The 21,992-nt window shown below is 39.2% G+C and carries 21 protein-coding genes and 1 pseudogene; 18 read left to right on the plus strand and 4 right to left on the minus strand.

Going from position 1 to position 21,992, the window contains the following annotated elements:
* Positions 1–146: 146 nt before the first annotated feature.
* From HMPREF2933_RS10515 to HMPREF2933_RS10525, 3 genes are all read left to right on the plus strand, one after another.
* A complete protein-coding gene (locus HMPREF2933_RS10515) occupies positions 147–992 on the plus strand; it encodes a transposase (RefSeq protein WP_306552424.1) in 846 nt (281 codons plus the stop codon).
* Between the two features lie 51 nt (positions 993–1,043).
* Entirely contained in the window at positions 1,044–1,226 is a 183-nt protein-coding gene (locus tag HMPREF2933_RS10520; RefSeq protein ID WP_306552425.1) for a transposase, read from the plus strand.
* Positions 1,227–1,474: 248 nt separating this feature from the next.
* Positions 1,475–1,621, plus strand: coding sequence for a transposase (locus tag HMPREF2933_RS10525; RefSeq protein ID WP_306806728.1), 147 nt, complete (start codon positions 1,475–1,477; stop codon positions 1,619–1,621).
* Between the two features lie 279 nt (positions 1,622–1,900).
* Here the strand turns inward: HMPREF2933_RS10525 and HMPREF2933_RS00385 are convergent, their stop codons facing one another.
* Complete coding sequence (locus HMPREF2933_RS00385; protein ID WP_024052528.1) at positions 1,901–2,764, minus strand: IS982 family transposase; 864 nt, start codon at positions 2,762–2,764, stop codon at positions 1,901–1,903.
* A gap of 285 nt (positions 2,765–3,049) precedes the next feature.
* On the opposite strand from HMPREF2933_RS00385, the gene HMPREF2933_RS00390 reads away from it, so the two are divergent.
* The 7 genes from HMPREF2933_RS00390 to HMPREF2933_RS00425 all read left to right on the plus strand — a co-directional run bounded on the left by HMPREF2933_RS00390 (position 3,050) and on the right by HMPREF2933_RS00425 (position 10,255).
* Positions 3,050–3,898 carry an SAM hydrolase/SAM-dependent halogenase family protein gene (locus HMPREF2933_RS00390; RefSeq protein WP_024052527.1) on the plus strand — a complete coding sequence of 283 codons (849 nt, stop codon included), beginning with the start codon at positions 3,050–3,052 and terminating at the stop codon, positions 3,896–3,898.
* 15 nt (positions 3,899–3,913) lie between these two features.
* On the plus strand, positions 3,914–4,462 hold the full coding sequence (locus HMPREF2933_RS00395) for an ECF-type riboflavin transporter substrate-binding protein (RefSeq protein ID WP_327083116.1): 549 nt from the start codon (positions 3,914–3,916) through the stop codon (positions 4,460–4,462).
* A gap of 878 nt (positions 4,463–5,340) precedes the next feature.
* Entirely contained in the window at positions 5,341–6,102 is a 762-nt protein-coding gene (locus HMPREF2933_RS00405; protein ID WP_070241947.1) for a nucleoside phosphorylase, read from the plus strand.
* Positions 6,103–6,112: 10 nt separating this feature from the next.
* Complete coding sequence (locus HMPREF2933_RS00410) at positions 6,113–7,792, plus strand: ABC transporter ATP-binding protein (protein WP_024052523.1); 1,680 nt, start codon at positions 6,113–6,115, stop codon at positions 7,790–7,792.
* Complete coding sequence (locus HMPREF2933_RS00415) at positions 7,785–8,621, plus strand: energy-coupling factor transporter transmembrane component T family protein (RefSeq protein ID WP_024052522.1); 837 nt, start codon at positions 7,785–7,787, stop codon at positions 8,619–8,621. Before HMPREF2933_RS00410 ends, HMPREF2933_RS00415 begins: the two co-directional genes overlap by 8 nt.
* A gap of 32 nt (positions 8,622–8,653) precedes the next feature.
* Positions 8,654–9,406, plus strand: a complete 753-nt coding sequence (locus tag HMPREF2933_RS00420) for an SDR family oxidoreductase (protein ID WP_024052521.1) — start codon at positions 8,654–8,656, stop codon at positions 9,404–9,406.
* 21 nt (positions 9,407–9,427) lie between these two features.
* Positions 9,428–10,255: a glycosyltransferase family 8 protein gene (locus HMPREF2933_RS00425; RefSeq protein ID WP_024052520.1), complete on the plus strand. Its 828-nt coding sequence runs from the start codon at positions 9,428–9,430 to the stop codon at positions 10,253–10,255.
* 38 nt (positions 10,256–10,293) lie between these two features.
* Here the strand turns inward: HMPREF2933_RS00425 and rsmG are convergent, their stop codons facing one another.
* Positions 10,294–11,007 carry a 16S rRNA (guanine(527)-N(7))-methyltransferase RsmG gene (gene rsmG / locus HMPREF2933_RS00430; protein WP_024052519.1) on the minus strand — a complete coding sequence of 238 codons (714 nt, stop codon included), beginning with the start codon at positions 11,005–11,007 and terminating at the stop codon, positions 10,294–10,296.
* A gap of 147 nt (positions 11,008–11,154) precedes the next feature.
* Between rsmG and HMPREF2933_RS00435 the strand changes: the two genes are divergently transcribed.
* Both HMPREF2933_RS00435 and htpX read left to right on the plus strand, forming a co-directional pair.
* Positions 11,155–11,715 (plus strand): LemA family protein, encoded by a 561-nt coding sequence (locus tag HMPREF2933_RS00435; RefSeq protein ID WP_024052518.1) that lies wholly within the window; start codon positions 11,155–11,157, stop codon positions 11,713–11,715.
* Position 11,716: 1 nt separating this feature from the next.
* Positions 11,717–12,613, plus strand: a complete 897-nt coding sequence (htpX, locus tag HMPREF2933_RS00440) for a zinc metalloprotease HtpX (RefSeq protein ID WP_024052517.1) — start codon at positions 11,717–11,719, stop codon at positions 12,611–12,613.
* 97 nt (positions 12,614–12,710) lie between these two features.
* Here htpX and HMPREF2933_RS00445 read toward each other — a convergent pair whose 3' ends face one another.
* Together HMPREF2933_RS00445 and HMPREF2933_RS00450 are read right to left on the minus strand one after the other, a co-directional pair.
* Positions 12,711–13,940 carry an MFS transporter gene (locus tag HMPREF2933_RS00445; protein ID WP_024052516.1) on the minus strand — a complete coding sequence of 410 codons (1,230 nt, stop codon included), beginning with the start codon at positions 13,938–13,940 and terminating at the stop codon, positions 12,711–12,713.
* A 189-nt stretch (positions 13,941–14,129) separates the two neighbouring features.
* Positions 14,130–14,986: pseudogene (locus tag HMPREF2933_RS00450) on the minus strand (XRE family transcriptional regulator).
* A gap of 112 nt (positions 14,987–15,098) precedes the next feature.
* On the opposite strand from HMPREF2933_RS00450, the gene HMPREF2933_RS00455 reads away from it, so the two are divergent.
* From HMPREF2933_RS00455 to HMPREF2933_RS00480, 6 genes are all read left to right on the plus strand, one after another.
* Positions 15,099–15,635 (plus strand): DUF177 domain-containing protein, encoded by a 537-nt coding sequence (locus HMPREF2933_RS00455; RefSeq protein ID WP_024052514.1) that lies wholly within the window; start codon positions 15,099–15,101, stop codon positions 15,633–15,635.
* A gap of 50 nt (positions 15,636–15,685) precedes the next feature.
* Positions 15,686–16,309: a DNA alkylation repair protein gene (locus HMPREF2933_RS00460; RefSeq protein WP_024052513.1), complete on the plus strand. Its 624-nt coding sequence runs from the start codon at positions 15,686–15,688 to the stop codon at positions 16,307–16,309.
* A 297-nt stretch (positions 16,310–16,606) separates the two neighbouring features.
* Positions 16,607–18,031: an NADP-dependent phosphogluconate dehydrogenase gene (gene gndA / locus HMPREF2933_RS00465; protein ID WP_024052512.1), complete on the plus strand. Its 1,425-nt coding sequence runs from the start codon at positions 16,607–16,609 to the stop codon at positions 18,029–18,031.
* A gap of 8 nt (positions 18,032–18,039) precedes the next feature.
* Entirely contained in the window at positions 18,040–18,729 is a 690-nt protein-coding gene (locus tag HMPREF2933_RS00470; RefSeq protein WP_024052511.1) for a response regulator transcription factor, read from the plus strand.
* Positions 18,730–18,939: 210 nt separating this feature from the next.
* Complete coding sequence (locus HMPREF2933_RS00475; protein WP_042754091.1) at positions 18,940–21,129, plus strand: PTS transporter subunit IIBC; 2,190 nt, start codon at positions 18,940–18,942, stop codon at positions 21,127–21,129.
* Between the two features lie 16 nt (positions 21,130–21,145).
* Positions 21,146–21,961, plus strand: coding sequence for an endonuclease/exonuclease/phosphatase family protein (locus HMPREF2933_RS00480; protein ID WP_024052509.1), 816 nt, complete (start codon positions 21,146–21,148; stop codon positions 21,959–21,961).
* Positions 21,962–21,992: the final 31 nt, after the last annotated feature.

Raw genomic sequence — 21,992 nt, forward strand, 5'->3', positions numbered from 1 at the left:
CAAAAATAGGCTCCATAAGATCTATAGGGGATTTACCCACTACAAATATTATAGAGCCAAATATAGTTGTCTAGAAAATATTAGAAAGGCTATCTCATGCACATTCACTATAACACAAATCAGACAACTTTGCCACTAGAACTTGCTTGTGTCTTACCCCAAGGCCACATCGTCTTCACTATCGAAAAGGTCGTCAATGCACTAGAAGACGGTCAGTTTCAGTCTTTCTACATGATTTTGGTCGCCCTTCCTATCACCCAAAGTTACTTCTGTCTGCCCTCCTCTTTGCTTATTCCCAAGGAAGTTTCTCTGGTTGTAAGATTGAAAAGATGATAACAGAAAATCTAGCCATGCAGTACTTGATAGGGCAGTTGGTTATCAGCTACCGGACCATCAACCGTTTCCGTGTAGCTGCCGGGATGGAAAATCTGCTGCGAGAACTCTTTATCGAACTCAACCTTCAGTTGAAAATGGAAAAGTTGGTAACACTTGATGGTCTCTACATTGATGGTACTAAGATTGAGGCCAACGTCAATAAGTACAGTTTCGTTTGGAAGAAAGCGACAGAGAGATTCTCCGCTAAACTTCAAGAACAGATGCAGGTCTATTTCCAAGAAGAAATCACGCCTCTTATCCATCAAGCCATTGAACTGGATACACAAGAGCCCATCTCCTCAGAACAGTTGACTGAGTTCGCTCAACTTCTTGAAGAAGAATTGGCTGGACTGAGCCAAGACATTGAGGAAACACCAGTTAAAGGTAAGGACGATCGTAAGACCAAACGCCGCAAGCTCAAGAAAGTCCTGCGTAAAGTCAAGGATGACTTTTCAGTGCGGGCCGAAAAATGTGAGATTTATCAAGAGACCTTCCAAGGTCGAAAGAGTTTTTCTAAGACGGATCATGATGCGACTTTCATGAGAATGAAAGAAGATCTTATGAGAAATGGACAACTCAAACCTGGCTACAACCTACAAATCGCCACTGAAAATTAGTTCGTCCTTCACTATGACATCTATCCAAATCCAACAGATACCAGAACGCTCTTGCCTTTTTTAGAAACATATCCACATGAGTTAAAAAGGGTTGTCGCCGATGCGGGATACGGCAGCGAGGAGAATCTTCTCACCTTGGATAGGATGGGCGTTGACCACTGGATTAAATATGGTCTTTTTGACAAGGAACAGAATAAAAAACACAAAGAATCTAATAGGAATTTGGATAACTAGACTTACGATGGAACAGCTGATTTCTACACCCATCTAGAGGGTTGGGTATACCAATTTGACCACCTCAAACACAGCCATATCACGACAGGTTTCAAGCAGAAAATCAGGGTTTATAAGGCAGAACAACCTGACTTGGCTTCGCAAAAGGGACTTTACGTCAATGAGCGATATCAAGTCTTAAAACGAAAAGAAAGCCAAGCGCTTTTGTCTGACGAAGGCAGTCACATCTTTGCCCAAGTAAAGTTGATGTGGAACCTGTCTTTGGTCAGATAAAGGCTTGTTTGGGGGACAAACGATGTAATCTCAGAGGCAGACGTCAGGTTAAAATTGACATGGGCTTGGTTCTCATGGCCAATAACCTACTGAAATATAACAAGAAATTAACTAAAAACTAAAAGAGATACTGACACCAAATGTGAATCTCTCTTTTATTAGCTGAGAAATCTTTTTGTCTCAGGCTATTTTTCTTTTTGTTCAATATAATTGTAGCGGGGAGATGCCAGCGAATATTGAAATAGAGGTGAAACAATTTGCTTTTCTTTTTTATATTCAAATGTCGCTGGCTGATTTGTTATCAATTTCTTGAATCATATGTTACATTCTGGAGAGATCTGAAATTTTATAAATATTATGTTAGAAATTATTATATTTTAATAGTAATGTTACCCGTGGTGCTAGTTAAGTTCAAAATAGCTCAAATTATAAGTCAATAGGATTTGTTCAATCCTCAACTGTAGTCCAACTATTCCTCTGGCAAAGGTGTGTTCCATATCAAAGAGAGCACATAACTCAGAAAAGCGCGTTTCAATGGTTCGCCTCATAGCCAATAATCTCCAGTTATTATGCTGGCTCGCGCTTCCCATATTCTGACGTAAGGGCGTCCATAAATGATACCCTCTCTGTTTCAACCGATCTTTAAGAGCCTGGCTGATATACCCTAAATCTGCTAAAATCACAGATTGTTGGCAGCCTTCCAATAAATCCTCCACCACTTTGATATCATGAACAGAAGCTGACGTGACAATATAGTTCAGAATATGACCAGATAAGGTAACGAGTATGTGAACTTTGAAACCATAGAACCATAAGTGTTTTGACGCATTGTAGCCAATGTCTGCCAATCCTTCGAAAATACTTGCTCTATGGTTACGAACAGACTGACAAAGTGGTAGGGGAAAACTGTCTACGATGGCAATCGTATCGGAGGAGATTTGGTTATTCATCGCCTGACGAATGAGTTGTAGCAACCAAATCAACTGCCTTGAACGACGATTGAAGCGACTTATTTCCAGCAGTCGGCTACAGGGAAATAGTTGGCAGATTCGGTGAAAATGACGTTGAGATTTGATTCCTAGTTCAGCTTGCAAGAGCAGTAAGACTAATAGAGATTCATCCGAAACTTTTGACAGGCTGACATTATGACGATGTTTCAATGAATCAGGGCAATAATCCCGATAAAGCTGATGACAAATTTTTGATAATTGCTTCATATTCCATTGTAAATGATGGGATTTAGCGGTATACTGTAAGTGGCTCATTTGGATAACCTCCTGTTTGTTTCGTCACTTACAGTATAGTCTTTTTGGGCTTTTTATGGTGTTTTGAGGTTAACTAGCACCACGGGTTAATGTTATTTTTTAATATTAGAGATTTGTACCAAGTTTGAATTAGAATGACATGTTTTGTTAAAGTAGCCATTCGGTATTTAGTTATTGGGGGATATTGGCAAATAGCTATAGAGAGTATTTATCAACGTGATAAAAAATAGATATGGATAAGAAATTTAATTTATGTTATGATATAAGTGTAATAAAGGAGAGAAAATGCAGAATAACTTACTGGTATTACAGTCAGATTTTGGTTTGGTAGATGGGGCTGTATCGGCAATGGTCGGTGTGGCCTTAGAGGAATCCCCAACGTTAAAAATACATCATTTGACTCATGATATTACGCCTTATAATATTTTTGAGGGAAGCTATCGTTTGTTTCAAACGGTGAATTATTGGCCGGAAGGGACAACGTTTGTCTCCGTTGTGGATCCAGGCGTTGGTTCGAAGCGGAAAAGCGTGGTTGCCAAAACTGTACAAAATCAGTATATTGTCACGCCAAATAATGGGACACTTTCTTTTATCAAGAAACATGTGGGAATTCTAGCGATTCGTGAGATTTCGGAGGTGGAAAATCGCCGAAAAAATACGGAGCATTCTTATACGTTTCATGGTCGTGATGTTTATGCTTATACTGGTGCGAAGTTAGCAAGCGGACACATTACTTTTGAAGAAGTGGGCCCAGAATTAAGTATAGATGAAATTGTAGAAATTCCTGTTGCAGAAACGACAATTGGGAATGATTTTGTTAGTGGGGCTATTGATATTTTAGATGTTCGTTTTGGTTCGCTATGGACGTCTATTACACGTGAGGAATTTTATACTCTTAGTCCTGAATTTGGTAATCGGTTTGAGGTCACGATTTATAATAACGATATGCTGGTCTATCAGAACCAGGTGACTTATGGGAAATCTTTTGCGGATGTACGGATTGGTCAGCCGATTTTGTATATCAATTCTCTTTATCGTGTTGGTCTGGCGATCAATCAGGGGTCTTTTGCGAAGGCCTATAATGTAGGAGTCGGAGCGCAATGGAGTATTGAAATCAAGCGGATTGAAAAATAAATAATAAAGGAGATTATTATGAAAAATAATTCAATAAGAAGTGTTGTCGCAACGGGTATTGGAGCAGCCCTCTTCGTCGTTATTGGAATGATTAGTATTCCCACTCCTGTGCCAAATACCAGCATTCAATTGCAGTATGCTTTGCAGGCCTTATTTAGCGTGATTTTTGGTCCGGTTGTTGGATTTTTAACGGGCTTCATCGGGCATGCCTTAAAAGATTCTTTGCAATATGGAAATCCTTGGTGGTCATGGGTCATTGCCAGCGGTTTGTTTGGTTTGATTATTGGGCTGTTTCGGAAAAGACTCCGTGTTATGCAAGGTATTTTTGAAGCAAAAGATATTGTATCGTTCAATGTAATTCAACTGTTGGCCAATGCTGTGGTGTGGATTGTCATTGCGCCGCTTGGTGATATTTTGATTTACAATGAGCCTGTAAACAAAGTGTTTGTACAGGGCTTTGTTGCAACGATTTCTAATGGTTTGACCGTTGCTATTGCAGGGACAGCGCTTTTGCTGGCTTATGCCCGCACGCAAACCAAATCAGGAAGTTTGAAAAAAGATTAGTGACAGGAAGCGGGAGTGAGACGGAGCGAAGGTTTGAAAATGTTTTTTCCTATTCTCACCACTGCGTCTTATAATTCTGATGACTATATAAACAAAGGAGCTGAGCATTTTTGCCTCAGTTTCTTACTTTATAATGGCAAAATGCCCTATGATGGAGCTTTTCATTTGCTTTTTAAGCTTAAGAAAGCACCTAATACGGAAAATATTGTCTGGGTAAGCTTTCTGAGGCTCAGACGGAGTAAACTAGTTTTGGTGCATGTCGTCCGAGGCTCAGACGGAGCAAATTGATTTTGGTTCATGTCATCCGAGGCTCAGACGGAGCAAACTGATTTTAGTTCATGTTATCTGAGGGTCGGACAGAAGAAACGAGTTTTTGTTTGTCCCATCGACCGGGTCGACAGTTTCAATGAGTTTTGGTTTGTTTCGTCGACTGGGTCGATAGTCTCAATGAGTTTTGGTTTGCTCCGTCGCCCGAGTCGATAGTCTCAACGAGCTTTAGTTTACTTCGTCGACTGGGTCGCCCGTCTCAACAAGTTTTGGTTTACTCCGTCGCCCGGGTCGATAGTCTCAATGAGTTTTTGTTTGTCCCGTCGCCCGAGTCGATACTTTTAATGAGTTTTAGTTTGCTTCGTTGACTGGGTCGATAGTCTCAACGAGTTTTGGTTTACTCCGTCGACCGAGTTGAGCATTTTAACCATTGTCGCACTTTCTCATTAACCGTGTAGGGGCGGCAAGAAGCTGAACTCTTTTTGTTTGGTCAGATTCTTTTTCACGTTCAAGATTTAATTTTGCGGCAGGTGTAGCGGACTTCAAAATTGATTTTCATCTTATTTTCTTTTGTGCTACAATAGAGTGAGTAAGTACAAGAGGAGAAGTGGATGATTTTAGAGGAATTTGATGAAAATCGTCAGGCGATTATCAATCCAGAAGATTTGGTGGAGGCGCTACCGGATTTTCCAGAAACAGTGGTGTCTTGCTTTGCCCGTGAGACCTTTAAGCGCATGCTGGCTGATTTTCAGCATGAGCTATTGACCTCCACTTCCATGGCAAATATTGAAATTCCCATTTACAAGATTGTTATAAAAGGTAAGGCAATCGCCGTGTTCAATTCACCAGTAGGGGCAGCTGCCTGTATCGCCATTTTGGAAGATCTGATTGCCTTTGGAATGAAGAAGCTGGTTCTTTTTGGAACATGTGGTGTTTTAGATGAAACGATTAGGGAAACGTCTATTATCGTGCCCCATACTGCGATTCGTGATGAAGGGACCAGTTATCATTACCTGCCGGCTTCTGATGAGATAGAAGTAAATGTCGGTTTGCGGGATTTTTTACAGTCAATTTTAGCTGATAAAGGAATTTCTCATACAGTTGGAAAAGTTTGGACGACAGACGGTATTTATCGTGAAACAGCTGCGAAACTCCGTAAGCGAAAAGAAATGGGTGCTATTTGTGTAGATATGGAATGTTCAGCAGTTGCAGCTTTGGCAGCTTTTCGTGAGATTTCCGTTTGCCATTTCTTTTATGCGGCGGACCACTTATCAGAAGAAGCCTGGAATATGCGCAATTTAGCCAATCATGCAGACTTAGACGAAAAAGACAAAGTGGATAACTTGGCGATTCAGATCGCCCTTGCTTTATAGAGAACATGCTATGAAAAAACCAATTATTCAATTTGAAAATTTTAGTTTTCAGTATCAAGCACAGACAGAACCAACCTTGAAAAATGTTGATTTGACGATTTATGAGGGAGAAAAGGTCTTAATCGTGGGGCCGTCTGGCTCGGGAAAGTCCACTCTTGGGCAATGCTTAAACGGAATTATTCCAACTATTTATCATGGAGAAATGACTGGGAATCTGTGGATTCAAGGGAAGTCGGCATTTGGCAGCAGTATTTATGATCTGTCCAACCTTGTCAGTACCGTCTTGCAAGACACAGACGGTCAGTTTATCGGGCTGAGTGTTGCAGAAGATTTGGCCTTTGCTTTGGAAAATGACATGGTGGATTTGCCGACGATGAGAGAAAAGGTTCATTTGTGGGCGGAGAAATTGGATTTGTCATCATTGTTGCACCAGCGCCCCCAAGACTTATCTGGTGGGCAGAAGCAGCGGGTCAGTTTGGCCGGGGTGCTGATTGACGAAAGTCCGATTTTGCTCTTTGATGAACCTTTGGCAAATTTAGATCCGAAGTCGGGACAGGATACGATTGAGCTGATTGACCAAATTCATGCGGAAGCAGGAACAACAACGATTGTTATCGAGCATCGTCTGGAAGATGTGCTGTATCGGTCTATTGATCGGATTGTCCTCATCAATGACGGACAAATTCTCTTTAACGGCAGTCCTGATAATCTGCTGCATACGCATTTATTAGCCGAAAATGGGATTCGAGAGCCACTTTATCTGACCACCTTGCGTCAGCTTGGTTTTCAGCTGGAAAATTCTGCACAGTTGGCAAATTTAGCTCAGATAGATGTCTCCGCTGTTCAGTTTTTGGGTGAAAAAGTTTCTATTCAAAAATCACAGGCACAGGATGATTTGCTGGAGTTGAAAAATGTCCAGTTTGCCTACGGTGAGAAAAAGGTTTTACAAGATATTGATTTTACAATCTCTAAAGGCGAAAAAATTGCCATTGTCGGGAAAAACGGTGCTGGAAAATCCACGTTAGCCAAAGCGCTCTGCCAGTTTATCGCAACAGAAGGAAGCTATACTTGGCAGGGAAGAGACATCAAAGGCGACTCCATTAAAGAGCGGGCAGAACGGATTGGTTACGTTTTGCAAAACCCAAATCAGATGATTTCTACGACCATGATTTTTGATGAGGTTGCTTTAGGCTTGAAGTTGCGTGGGATTGCAGAAAATGAGATAAAAGAGCGTGTATTGGCTGCGCTAAAAACCTGCGGTTTATATGAATTTCGGCAGTGGCCCATTTCTGCTCTGTCTTTTGGGCAAAAGAAGCGGGTGACCATTGCTTCGATTTTAGTGTTAAATCCAGAGATTATCCTTTTAGATGAGCCAACGGCTGGCCAAGATCAGCGCAATTACACAGAAATCATGAATTTCTTAGATGAATTGAACCAAAAAGGGCATACGATTATCATGATTACACATGATATGCAGCTGATGCTGGATTATTCTGACCGTGCGGTTGTGATGTTAGACGGAAAGATCTTGGCAGACAAAACACCGGCCGAAGTTTTGACAGATAAGACTTTGATTCAGGCGGCGAACCTCAAGGAAACGTCTATCTTTTCCTTGGCTGAGAAATTGGAAGTTGATCCGCTCGCTTTAACAGAATTCTATATGCAAGAAAGGGGGGGAAACCATGCTTAATCAACAAAAACTTATTGGTTACCATGCGGGAACGACCTTTTTGCATCGCCTATCCGGAGCGAGTAAGTTACTGTTTTTCATTTTGGTATCAACTGCAGCGATGATTAGTTACGATACTCGCTTTCTGCTGGTCATCGCGATTGGCTCACTCTTTCTTTTTAGAGTTTCGAACATTCATTTTAAAGATGTATCGTTTGTTTTGGCTTTTGCAGGTATTTTTGCCGCTTTGAATCTTATCATGGTTTATCTGTTTGCTCCTCAGTACGGAGTGGAGATTTATGGTCAACAGACGGTCTGGTTCAGCGGATTAGGCAGTTATACCGTGACTGCGCAGGAAATCTTTTATTTGTTTAATTTGTTCTTAAAATATCTCTGCACCATTCCTTTGGCGGTTATTTTTCTGATGACAACTCACCCAAGTCAGTTTGCATCCAGTTTGAATCAAATCGGAATTCCTTATAAAATTGCCTATTCTGTCAGTTTGACGCTGCGCTATATTCCTGACCTGCAGGAGGAATTTTACCTGATCAGAATGTCGCAAGAAGCGCGTGGTTTGGAATTGTCCAAAAAAGCAAAATTAAGCCAGCGCATCAAAGGGAACCTGCAAATCATTATTCCATTGATTTTTAGTTCGCTGGAACGGATTGATACGATTGCGACAGCTATGGAATTGCGGCGTTTTGGCAAAAATAAGAAGCGGACATGGTACACTTATCAGGCTTTTCAGAGGTTGGATATTGAAGTAATTGTACTGGCTGGTTTATTTTTATTATTCAGTCTATTACTCTTTGTCGTGAATCATGGTCGATTTTACAATCCTTGGCTATAAATGAGAATTGAAATGTACATAGGAGGAAGGAAATGATTGCATTGGTAACAGGAGCTTCAGCTGGTTTTGGTCAAGCTATTTGTCGTCGATTGGTGGCAGAAGGTCACCGAGTGATTGGTTCAGCGAGAAGATTGGGAAAGCTGACACAACTTCATCAGGAATTAGGTCTTGAAAATTTTTATCCGCTTCAAGTGGATGTGTCGGATACAAAAAGCGTGGATCAGGCCTTAGAAAGTTTGCCAGAGGATTGGCGAACGATTGATATTTTGGTCAACAATGCAGGCCTAGCATTGGGCTTAGACAAGGCTTATGAGGCAGATATGCAAGATTGGCTGACGATGATTCAGACCAATATTATTGGTTTGGTTTATCTAACACGTCAGATCCTACCGCAAATGGTAGAGCGAGATAGCGGATTGATTATCAATCTAGGTTCGACTGCTGGAACGGTTCCTTATCCAGGTGCCAACGTCTATGGAGCTAGTAAAGCATTCGTGAAGCAATTTTCTTTGAATTTACGTGCTGATTTGGCAGGACATCATATTCGTGTTACTAACATTGAACCTGGTCTTTGTGAGGGAACAGAATTTTCAAATGTCCGATTTAAAGGGGACGATCAACGAGCTGAAAAATTGTATGAAGGAGCTCATGCTATTCAGCCAATAGATATTGCCAATACTGTTGCTTGGATTGTTGGACAGCCTCCTCATGTCAATATTAACCGGATTGAAATCATGCCTGTTTCACAAACATTTGGAGCGCAGCCTGTTTTTCGAGAAGAATAGATGAGATAGAATGGGGAGAATATGACAGAAATAAACCTTTTGTTTTCAATCGATGATCGCTATGTCGAGCAATTTAAAACAACCTTGTATTCCGTTTACCTAAATTCACCGTCAGCTTTGCTGCATGTGTTTGTTTTGCAAAAAAAATTGTTAAAAAGGAATGTGGAGATTGAGGAATTTTGTGAGGCACTAGGAATCATCTATGAACCAGTCGTGATTGGGGAAAAAGCATTTGAGGACGCCCCCAGCACTGATCGGTATCCAGAAACAATCTACTATCGCTTGCTGGCACATGAATACCTTCCTAAAGACTTAGACAGAATTCTTTACCTAGACGCAGATATTTTATGTCTGAATGATATTTGTCCTCTTTATGAAATGGAGTTAGGAGCTTCTTTATATGCTGCGGCTAGTCATGGATCAGATGCCAATATGACAGATTTAGTCAATAAGATGCGTTTACAGAATTTTGAGGCAGAAAGTTACTATAATTCAGGAGTTTTACTTATGAATTTGACCAGCATTCGGAAAGAAGTGAAGCGTGAAGCTATTTTAGATTACATTGCTCAAAACAGTTTTAAACTCTTTTTACCGGATCAAGATGTGCTGAATGCTTTGTATGGACATTTGACAATTCAGATTCCAGATGAATTGTATAACTATGATGCACGCTACAATGTGCTATATTATGCTCGGAGTAAAGGAGAGTGGGACTTGGATTGGGTGATTGAGAACACCGTTTTTCTTCACTTTTGCGGTCGAGATAAGCCTTGGCTGAAAGAATACCACGGACGCTATGCCGCGCTTTACAAGCATTACCAACATCGCAACCGAAAAGTTGGCAGATAAAAACGAAACCAACCAATTAAAATGGTTGGTTTTTCTTTTTATAACGGCCGTTTATTAGGAATTCCTGCTTTGCGTGGGTATTTATTGGGAGTTTCTTTTTTCTTGCCAACAACCGTGATATACCGCGGGTCGCCATTGGGGAGTTGGTAATGAATGTTTTTTTCGACTTTGCTGAAAAGAAGGCTAAGCGCGGTTTTTGCTTCTGTTAATTCCTCAGGAGCATTGCTAGCTTTGAGCGCTAAAAGACGCCCGCCAACTTTAAGAAAGGGAATGGTCAGCTCGGCTAAGATCTGCATACGAGCAACAGCGCGTGCAGTTACAATATCAAACTGGGCGCGGAAGTCTTTATCTTGAGCAAAATCTTCTGCCCGACCATGATAAAAATGAACGTTTTCCAAACCTAACTCGTCAGCCAAGTGATTTAAAAACAGAATACGCTTGTTTAGAGAGTCAATAATCGTCACATCTAATGCTGGATAGAGGATTTTCATCGGAAGACTCGGAAAACCTGCCCCTGCTCCAATATCCAATAGTTTGATGCTTTTGTTTTCAATCCGTCCCTGTAAAATTGGCGCAATGGAATCATAGAAATGCTTGAGATAGACTTCCTTTTTGTCAGTAATAGCTGTCAGATTGATGTTTTCATTCCATTCAACGAGCAGTTCAAAATAGTGTTCAAATTGCTTCTTTTGTCGGTCTGTGAGTTCAATTTGCTGCTGTTTTAAGAGTTCATAAAATTCTTCGGGTGTCATCATTTGTCCTTATTTGTATTTCTTATTTCTATTATACCAGATAATCAGAAGAGAATCTTCAAAATTTCTCTTGCTACAGAAGTCTAAATTTTTATTCTTTTCATTTTTCTGGTATAATGTCTATAATAAATTTAAAGGAGAATGATTATGTGGATGATTATTTTAGCCATTGTTGTAGTACTGATATTGTTTGTGATTGCTAGTTACAATGGTCTTGTCAAAAGTCGTATGCAAACCAAGGAAGCGTGGAGTCAAATTGATGTTCAGTTAAAACGTCGAAATGATTTGCTGCCAAACCTGATTGAAACAGTCAAAGGGTATGCTAAATATGAAGCATCAACGCTTGAAAAGGTAACAGAGCTTCGTCGTCAAGTGGCAGCTGCTACAACGCCAGCAGAAGCCATGAAAGCAAGTGATGCCTTGACGCGTCAAATTTCTGGCATTTTTGCAGTTGCAGAAAATTACCCAGAATTGAAAGCAAGTACGAACTTTGTAAAATTGCAAGAAGAATTGACTAATACTGAAAATAAAATTTCGTATTCTCGTCAACTTTATAATAGTGTAACAAGCAATTACAATGTGAAGCTGGAAATATTTCCAAGTAATATTATTGCCGGAATGTTTAGCTTTAAGCCGGCAGATTTCTTAGCTGTCCCAGAGGAAGAAAAATCCGTACCAAAAGTTGATTTTAGCGGTCTAGGTGACTAATATGCTTTTTGATCAAATTGCTAGTAATAAAAGACGAACGTGGGTTCTCTTAATTGCTTTTTTTGCTCTGTTAGCGATTATTGGTGCTGCGGTAGGGTATTTATGGTTAGATTCAACTCTCGGTGGTGTGATAATTGCCTTTATCATTGGCGGCATTTATGCTTTTAGCATGATTTTTCAGTCTACTGAGGTTGTCATGTCTATGAACGGTGCTCGCCAAGTCACTGAGGCTGAAGCTCCTGATTTGTACCATGTGGTAGAAGATATGGCGATGGTAGCGCAAGTTCCGATGCCACGGGTATATATTGTAGAGGATTCATCGCCTAATGCCTTTGCGACGGGCTCAAAGCCTGAAAATGCAGCAGTTGCTGCGACAACGGGTCTGTTAAATCTAATGAATCGTGAAGAATTGGAAGCTGTTATTGGACACGAAGTGAGTCACATTCGGAATTATGATATTCGAATTTCAACGATTGCAGTAGCGCTTGCTAGTGCGGTAACGATGTTATCGAGCTTGGCAGGACGTATGATGTGGTTTGGTGGGAGTGGTCGCAGACGTGATAGCCGAGATAATGATAATGGTTTGGGCGTTCTAATGTTGATTTTATCGCTCGTTGCGATTATATTAGCTCCTTTAGCAGCCACTTTGGTTCAGTTGGCGATTTCTCGTCAACGTGAATTTTTGGCAGACGCTTCAAGTGTAGAATTAACGCGCAATCCGCAAGGGATGATTAACGCTCTCTTGAAATTAGAAAATAGCGAGCCGATGCACCACAAAGTTGATGACGCTAGTGCAGCTCTCTATATCAATGATCCGAAAAAAGAAGGTGGACTTCAAAAGCTATTTTACACTCATCCGCCGATTTCAGAGCGAGTGGAGCGCTTAAGAAAAATGTAAAAAGGTTGAGATAGACTACTATGATTGTGCCGCAATCATGACTGTCTGTCCCAATCTTTTTTTGTATTTCACCATATAAATTTTAGTTGCGATAGCTTTATCTATGTTGTTTTTGGAATGAGAGTAAGAGAGACAGCACGCCACAGATTGTAAACACAATCCAAGTGACTTTCATATTCCAAATAGCGAGACTGGTAAAGATCATGGTTCCAAATGGGACAGAAAAACTAAACAGCAAACTCAGAAAGTTAGAAGTCTGTGCTAAGATATCTGATGGAAGTTTGCTGAGGAGCATGCTGTTGATTTTTGGATTGACTTTTCCGGAAAGATACATGATAAAGAAAACAGCAAAAATAGTAAGGAAAACAGGTAGCTGGAGAAGATTTATGAAGCCAATTAGAGCAATGGTTAAAGTAGCCCAAAAAGCAATTTTATTGACGGAAAGTTTGCTAAAATAATCATTGGGAGTCAGGCTGGCAGAGATAACTCCTAAAATAATCGTTGTTTCAAAAATGAGAAGAGATTGACTGAAAGGAAGTCCAAATAAAGGATGATCCAATAAATAAAGATTGTAAATGGCCATAATAGAGCCGCCGAGTGCATTGAGTATTAGTATCTGAAAGAGTAAAGTCAAAAAATGGCTGTCTCCGTTTTGTTCAAAAATTAGTTTGGAGCTGTGATACATTTTTAGGAATTGTTGTTTGAGAGGAAGAGGATTTTCATTTTCTTTGACTGGGTCATGGGTGAGTTTATGACGAACAAAATAAAGAGTAGTGGAAGAAAGTAGGAAGGCTAAGGCATTGATGAAGGCGACTAACGCAAATTGTTGGTTGCTGACAGCAAGAAGCCAAACTCCTAATGCTTGTCCGGCAAGATTGCAGAGATAAGTAATTAGTTGCATAAAGGAGAAAGCTGGCATCATCTCTTCCTCTGCTAGATTCTTTTTCAAAATAGGCATTTGCAGACCACTACGATAATCACTCATCATATCTGATACGATATTTAGCAAACAAACGACAGAAAAAGCTAGATAAGAAGTTGAGCGAGTTAGACATGCTACAAAGACAAAAAGCAGGGCTTGGAGATAGCCCATGTGAATGAGCCAACGAGCTTTATGGGCTGTTTGATCAGCTTTCATTCCCACAAAAATAGTGAAAAACACTGGAACGAGAACGATAAAATTAGCAATTCCAACAGCAAATTTAGGATTTGGTAAACTGGATGCAAAGACTACAAAAACAATATTATAAATGGAAGAGCCCAAGATATTGAATATGCGTGACAGACTAATAAAAGCAAATACTTTATTTCTCAAAATAAGTTTCATGATAACCTCCTATATGTGTTGCAATGATTATAACAAGCAAAAAAGTAAATTCAATAGCCTTTTCGCAAGTGGGAATAAATCCTAAGTAAGTGAACGATATGGAAAAGTAACTTGCAAGCAAACTTTATATATTTTAGTATAAATGAAAAAAGGCAACGTCAGCAAAACGTTGCACATATTCAACAAAAGTTAATTTTCTTTGAGAAGCTTTTCGATTCCATTTTGATAGTATTCGGCACTAGTCTGGCAATCTAATAGTTGCAAGATATGGACAGCTTGCTTCATTTGTTTCAATCCATTTTCTTTATTTCCTTGAAGGAATAGGAGTTCTCCTTGAGCAAATTTAAAAACGATCCGTAGATAGGCTTCATTTTCCTTATAAAAATGAGCTTTAATCCAGTTTTCGAAGAAAGCAGCTTCCGCAAAGTGTCTTGATTCAATAGCTAGAAAGAAGCCATTTATAAAAATGGTATGAATAGTATAACGATTGCTCTCAAATAAGCCTAAAAAATCTTTTCTGTTGATCATTTCTTTTGTATATTGTGTATAAAGTTTTGAGGAGAGAATAGTCGTACAAAAGGCGAAAAGTTTAAGTTCGTACAACCCCCAAATATCCACAGAAAAGAGATAATTGTGAAGAAAGTTACTTTCCTCTGTGGAAGCTGTAATTCCATCTTTTAGAGCGCAAAGAAAACCTTTGACAATAATAGATTCAATCCTATCTTCTTTTTTTCTGGATTTTTGATATAGAGCTTGTTTTTCTAAGTAAAAAGCTTCGATAAAATCTGGATTATCAGACTGTTCTTGAAGGGGATCAATTAGTTGTTGTTCGGATTTTTTTAATGTTCATGAGCTGCTAGAGTAAATTCGTTCACATCTGTGTGGATATTTTCAAGATCTGTAAATAATTTTTGAGCAGAAAGTTCACTCTGACCATTTTCAAAACGTGACAGCATAGACTTTGAAAATTCTTCTTCGGTTGCTTCTGTCAAGGAAATATGTCTAGCTTCTCGGAAAGATTTAAATATACGACCTAAATTATCCATCGCAATCCTCCTTTTGATTGTTATTATTATAACAAAATAATGGTTTCTCTCCTATTTCTCATCTTAAAAATGGTATAATAAAATTAGAAATTTAAATACAAATGAGGAAATGATGTTACATATTCAAGAAATACGTAAAAATCCAGATGGTCTTGCTTTTGAGCAAGGATTTGATTTGACACAAGAATTGCAAGTGCGCAATCCTGAAATTTTAAATGTCCAAGATATTTTTGCAAGTGGAATAGTGCAATATGAGGACGGTCTTTACTTTTTAGATTATGATTTGTCTTATACCATTACTCTGGCGTCAAGTCGCAGTATGGAGCCGGTAGAGCAAAAAGAGAGCTACTTGGTGAATGAAGTTTTTGCTGAAACGCATAGTGGAAAAGTGGATCAGGATTTGATAGCGGATGACTTGGTGTTGCCGATTGAAAATGAAGAAATCAATCTAGCTGAAAGTGTGGCAGATAATATTTTATTGCATATCCCTCTTAAAGTGCTGACAGCCGAGGAGGAAGCGAGTGATAGCATGCCTTCAGGAAATGATTGGCAGGTCATGACCGAAGAAGAGTATCAGCAAAGTAAACAAGAGCAAAAAGAGAAGAACAGTTCTTTTGCTAGCCTGCAAGGTATATTTGATGAGGAGTGAAAAATCTAATTTTTGTTTGCCATATTTTTTATTGGAAAAAGGAGCAGAATATGCAAAAATACATAAAAAGATTAGAGCATGATTTTTCTGAAATAAAAAATGGTTTTAAAGAATTTGAGAAAAGAGCGCAGTTAGATTTTGAAAGTTATGAAGAAAAAGAAGTGCATGCATTAGCTAAATTAGCTTATCAATCAGAGGTATATCAAGTTCGGATGTATGCTGTCTTTTTATTCGGATATTTGTCTGATGATAAGGCAGTTTTGCATTTTATGAAAGAAGAAGTGTCGAAAGATAAGAATTGGAGAGTTCAGAAAATTCTAGCAAAATCCTTTGATAAGTATTGCAAAAGAGTTGGATATGAGCAATCTCTAGATATAATTGATGAGTGGCTACATGCAGAACAGCCAAATACAAGAAGAGCAGTAACAGAAGGTTTACGAATATGGACTAGCAGACCTTATTTTAATGAGAATCCTCAGGAAGCGATAAAAAGATTGTCGAACTTAAGATTAGACTCTAGTGAATACGTAAGAAAGTCCGTAGGGAATGCTTTAAAAGATATTAGTAAAAAATTTCCAGAACTTGTAAAATCGGAACTCAAGACGTGGGGAACCAATAAAGCAGAGCGACAGGTTTATCAATTAGCTAGTAAATTCATTGGCACACATATATAAATATAAGTGCTTGTATTCTATAGACAACTTTTTCATATATAAAAGACTATTCTCCGTCACTCGTCCGTTATTAAAGTTTTTTGACATATATTCAGTATTCTTGCAAATTTTTGTCTAGATTAACTGAGGAGTGAATCTTCGTCTGACAAAACTATCTTTGCGGGGACAGGTTCTAAGAATTATTTTACTTATATGTTTTTCTATTTATGCTAGCAAATAGTTTCATGTAAAACAACAAATCCTTTATTTTCACGCATAAAAATGATAAAATAAAACAAACTAAAAGAGGAGTACAAAATGACAAAAGCGAATTTTGGTGTTGTTGGTATGGCCGTCATGGGTCGTAACCTTGCCCTTAATATTGAATCTCGTGGTTATACAGTAGCAATTTACAACCGTTCAGCGAATAAAACAGAAGATGTGATTGCATCTCACCCTGAAAAAAACTTTGTTCCAAGTTATGATGTGGAAAGTTTTGTAAATTCTATTGAAAAACCACGTCGTATCATGCTCATGGTCAAAGCTGGGGCAGGAACTGATGCAACGATTCAGGCACTTTTACCTTTCCTTGATAAGGGAGATATCTTGATTGACGGTGGAAATACTTTCTATAAAGACACCATTCGTCGTTCAGAAGAATTGGCAAATTCAGGAATCAATTTCATCGGAACAGGTGTATCTGGTGGCGAAAAAGGTGCGCTTGAAGGACCGTCTATCATGCCTGGTGGACAAAAAGAAGCTTATGAATTAGTAGCAGACGTGTTGGAAGAAATTTCAGCGAAAGCACTAGAAGACGGTGCGCCATGTGTAACTTATATCGGACCAAATGGTGCAGGTCATTATGTAAAAATGGTACACAATGGGATTGAGTATGGCGATATGCAATTAATTGCAGAAAGTTATGATTTAATGCAGCACTTGCTTGGATTTTCAGCAGCAGAAATGGCTGAAATCTTTACTGAATGGAATAAGGGTGAGTTGGATAGCTATCTGATTGAAATCACTGCTGATATTTTGACACGTAAAGATGATGAAGGACAAGATGGACCAATCGTTGATTACATTTTGGATGCAGCTGGAAATAAAGGAACGGGTAAATGGACGAGCCAATCAGCTCTTGATTTTGGTGTTCCACTTCCACTTATTACGGAGTCTGTTTTTGCACGTTATATTTCTGCTTATAAAGAAGAACGTGTTCAAGCTAGCAAAGTTCTTCCAAAACCTACTGCTATTAAATTTGATGGGGATAAGGCTGAATTAATTGAAAAAATTCGCCAAGCTCTATACTTCTCGAAAATCATGTCTTATGCACAAGGTTTCTCACAATTGCGTGTCGCATCTAAAGAGCAGGCTTGGAATCTTCCATTTGGTGAAATTGCTTCTATTTGGCGTGCTGGATGTATCATCCGTGCTCGTTTCTTGCAAAAAATTACAGATGCATATGGCCGTAATGCAGATCTTGAAAACCTACTTCTTGATGAATACTTTATGGATGTTACTGCAAAATATCAACAAGCTGTTCGTGATGTAGTTGCTTTAGCTGTTCAGGCGGGTGTGCCAGTGCCAACTTTTTCTAGTGCGATTGCTTATTTTGATAGCTATCGTGCAGAAAACTTGCCAGCTAATTTGATTCAAGCGCAGCGCGATTACTTTGGCGCGCATACGTATGAACGCAAGGATAAAGAAGGCATTTACCACTATTCTTGGTATGATGAAAAATAGGATAAGCTATGGGGAAGCGGATTTTATTAGTTGAGAAAGAAAAAAAATTAGCGCAATTTATTGGCTTAGAGCTACAAAAAGAAGGTTATCGAGTTGATCTTTTTGAAACAGGAAAAGATGCTTTGGCGTCTGCGAGAGCTAATCAATACGATTTATTCCTGTTGAATTTTATGCTTGACGATATGACAGGAACAGAATTTGCCGCACAATTAAGTGTGATAAAGCCTGCTTCGGTCATCATTGTATTGGATAATCGTGATAATATTCTTCAATATACTGAGGAAATCCAACGCTTTGCTGTTGCTTACATGGTAGAACCATTCATTGTGACGGACTTAGTTGAAAAAATTTCTGCCATTTTTCGTGGGCGTGATTTTATTGACCAGCATTGTAGTCAGATGAAAGTTCCAACATCTTATCGGAATCTTCGGATTGATGTGCAAAATCATACAGTTTATCGAGGTGAAGAAGTGATTGCTTTGACTCGAAGAGAGTATGATTTATTAGCAACATTGATGGGAAGTCATCAGGCTTTAAGCCGTGAACAGTTGTTAGAACGCGTGTGGAAATACGAAGGAGCTGTTGAAACAAATGTTGTCGATGTTTATATTCGCTATCTTCGTAGTAAAATTGATATAGCGGGGCAAAAAAGTTATATAAAAACCGTGCGTGGTGTTGGTTATGCTATGCAAGAATAACTCTGAGGTGCAGGAAATATCGTTTTTCTGCACTTTTCTAATGGGCATATTTCCCTAGTCTATTACAACTTGCAAGCAAGAAATAGGAAAAATTTTTAAAATATTATATAAAAACGCTTTACAAAATAGAAATATATGATATAATTAAAGAGTAAATAAATGCAAACGTTTGCGGAAAGCGTTTTCAGAAAATTTTATAAGGAGATATGAATGATGAAAGAGACATTCAAAAACATATTCAGTTTCGAATTTTGGCAAAAATTCGGAAAAGCTCTGATGGTCGTTATCGCAGTAATGCCCGCGGCTGGTTTGATGATCAGTATTGGTAAGTCAATTCCAATGCTCAATCCAAACGTAGCTGCTCTTGTTACAACAGGCGGTATTCTTGAGCAAATTGGTTGGGGAGTTATCGGAAACCTTCACATTTTGTTTGCATTAGCTATTGGAGGTAGCTGGGCAAAGGAACGTGCTGGTGGTGCATTTGCGGCCGGACTTTCATTTATTTTAATTAACCGTATTACAGGGGTCTTTTTTGGAGTAACTTCAGACCTTCTTACAAAACAAGGAGCTACTGTAAAAACTGTCTTTGGTGGAACCATTAAGGTGGCTGATTATTTTGTAAGTGTACTTGAAGCTCCTGCCCTTAATATGGGGGTGTTTGTTGGTATCATTGCCGGTTTTGTTGGAGCAACTGCTTTCAACAAATATTATAATTACCGTAAATTACCGGATGCGCTTTCATTCTTTAATGGTAAACGGTTTGTGCCATTCGTTGTTATTTTGCGTTCTACAATTGTGGCTTTGATTCTTGCAGTATTTTGGCCAGTTGTTCAAACTGGAATCAACAATTTTGGTATTTGGATTGCTAACTCTCAAAAGACAGCTCCAATTCTCGCACCATTCTTGTTTGGTACTTTAGAACGTCTTCTTTTACCATTTGGACTTCACCATATGTTGACAATTCCAATCAACTATACTCAATTAGGTGGGACATATGAAGTGTTGACAGGGGCTGCTAAAGGAACGACTGTATTTGGTCAAGATCCATTATGGTTGGCTTGGGTAACAGACCTTGTTAATTTAAAAGGTTCACACGCTGACCAATATCAACATCTTCTAAATAGTATTACTCCAGCTCGTTTTAAAGTTGGGCAAATGATTGGTTCATTTGGTATTTTGATGGGGGTTGCCTTTGCAATTTATCGAAATGTAGATGATGATAAGAAACATAAATACAAAGGGATGATGATTGCAACAGGACTTGCAACTTTCTTAACAGGTGTTACAGAACCAATTGAATACATGTTTATGTTTGTTGCAACACCTCTTTATTTGGTGTATGCTGTTGTGCAAGGGTCAGCCTTTGCTATGGCAGATATTGTTCACTTGCGTATGCACTCATTTGGTTCAATCGAATTTCTGACTCGTACTCCACTAGCCATCAATGCTGGTTTGGGTATGGATATTATTAATTTTGTTTGGGTAACAGTGCTCTTTGCAGTTGGAATGTATTTTATTGCCAACTTCATGATTAAGAAATTTAACTACGCAACTCCAGGACGTAACGGAAACTATGAAACAGCTGATGGAGAAGATAGTCCTTCGTCTACCGCAGCTGGTGGCAAAGTAGCAGAAGCATCTCAAACTGTGAATATTATCAATCTTCTTGGTGGACGTGCAAACATTGTTGATGTTGACGCATGTATGACACGTCTTCGTGTAACTGTTAAAGATGCAGAAAAAGTTGGTACAGAAGAGCAATGGAAAGCCGAAGGAGCTATGGGCTTGGTGATGAAAGGTCAAGGTGTTCAAGCAATTTATGGACCAAAAGCGGATGTTTTGAAATCTGACATTCAAGACTTACTTGACTCAGGCGAAGTGATTCCTGAAACTCTTCCGAGCCAAATGACAGCTTCACAAGCTGCCGAAGCGAGCTACAAAGGCGTGACAGAAGAAGTTGAGACAGTCGCAGACGGTGAAGTGATTGCGATTACAGATGTCAAAGATCCAGTCTTCTCTCAAAAAATGATGGGTGACGGATTTGCTGTTGAACCTGAAAATGGCAAGATTTACTCACCAGTAGCAGGTACGGTTAGCAGCATTTTCCCTACCAAGCACGCTCTCGGTCTTTTGACTGATAATGGTCTTGAAGTGCTTGTTCATATCGGACTTGATACAGTCAGTCTTGAAGGTAAACCATTTGAAGTGCATGTTGCAGAAGGACAAAAAGTTGCAGCAGGTGATCTTCTTGTGACAGCTGATTTAGAAGCTGTCAAAGCAGCAGGTCGTGAAACTTCAACAGTTGTTGTCTTCACAAATGCACAAGCTATTAAATCTGTAACCGTTGAAACATTCGGCAAAGTAGCAGCGAAAACAGTTGTTGCTAAAGTAGAATTGTAAATAGAAAAGAGAAATCATGGCAAAATTCCTGACTTTAAATACTCATAGTTGGATGGAAGATGAGCAAGAAAAAAAGCTAGATCAACTAGCTGAGCGGATTCTTCAAGAAAAATATGATGTCATTTGCCTGCAGGAAGTCAATCAAGAAATGGAGTCTGAACAGGTTGTTCAGGCTCCATTTTATCATGCGGTAGATGGCGCCATTGCGATTCATAAAGATCACTTTGCGCATTGTCTCGTGGAGAGATTGATAGAGAAAGGTCTTATTTATCATTGGTCTTGGGCTTATAATCATATTGGTTTTGATCGGTTTCATGAGGGAGTTGCTATTTTATCCTTAAAGCCGTTGAAACCAAGTGAGTTATTGGTTTCAGATGCCAACGATCCAACAGATTATCACACTAGAAAAGTCCTCTTAGCAGAAACAGAAGTTGATGGACGGCTTGTAACGGTGGCTTCCTGTCATCTTTCTTGGTGGGACAAAGGCTTCCAAGAAGAATGGGTACAAGTAGAAAAAGAATTGTTGCAGCGCGATATGCCTCTAGTATTGATGGGGGATTTTAACAATCCCGTCGGTTATGAGGGCTATCGGCACATTCTAAAAAGTCCGCTTGCTCTGCAAGACAGTCATGTTGTTGCGGCTACAGTCATTGGTACAGCAACAGTCGAAGGCGATATTGCCGGCTGGGCTGGAAACAAGGATGCTCTAAAAATTGATTATATCTTTACGAGTAAAGATTTTAACGTTAAAAAATCTGCTGTTGTTTTTGACGGCAAAGCAACACCTGTCGTTAGTGACCATTTTGGGTTAGAAGCAGAAGTTGCATTGTAACAATCAAAAACGGGAAGTTGTGAGATGAAAC

Source organism: Streptococcus sp. HMSC066F10, from assembly GCF_001813805.1.
Lineage (GTDB): Bacteria > Bacillota > Bacilli > Lactobacillales > Streptococcaceae > Streptococcus > Streptococcus vaginalis.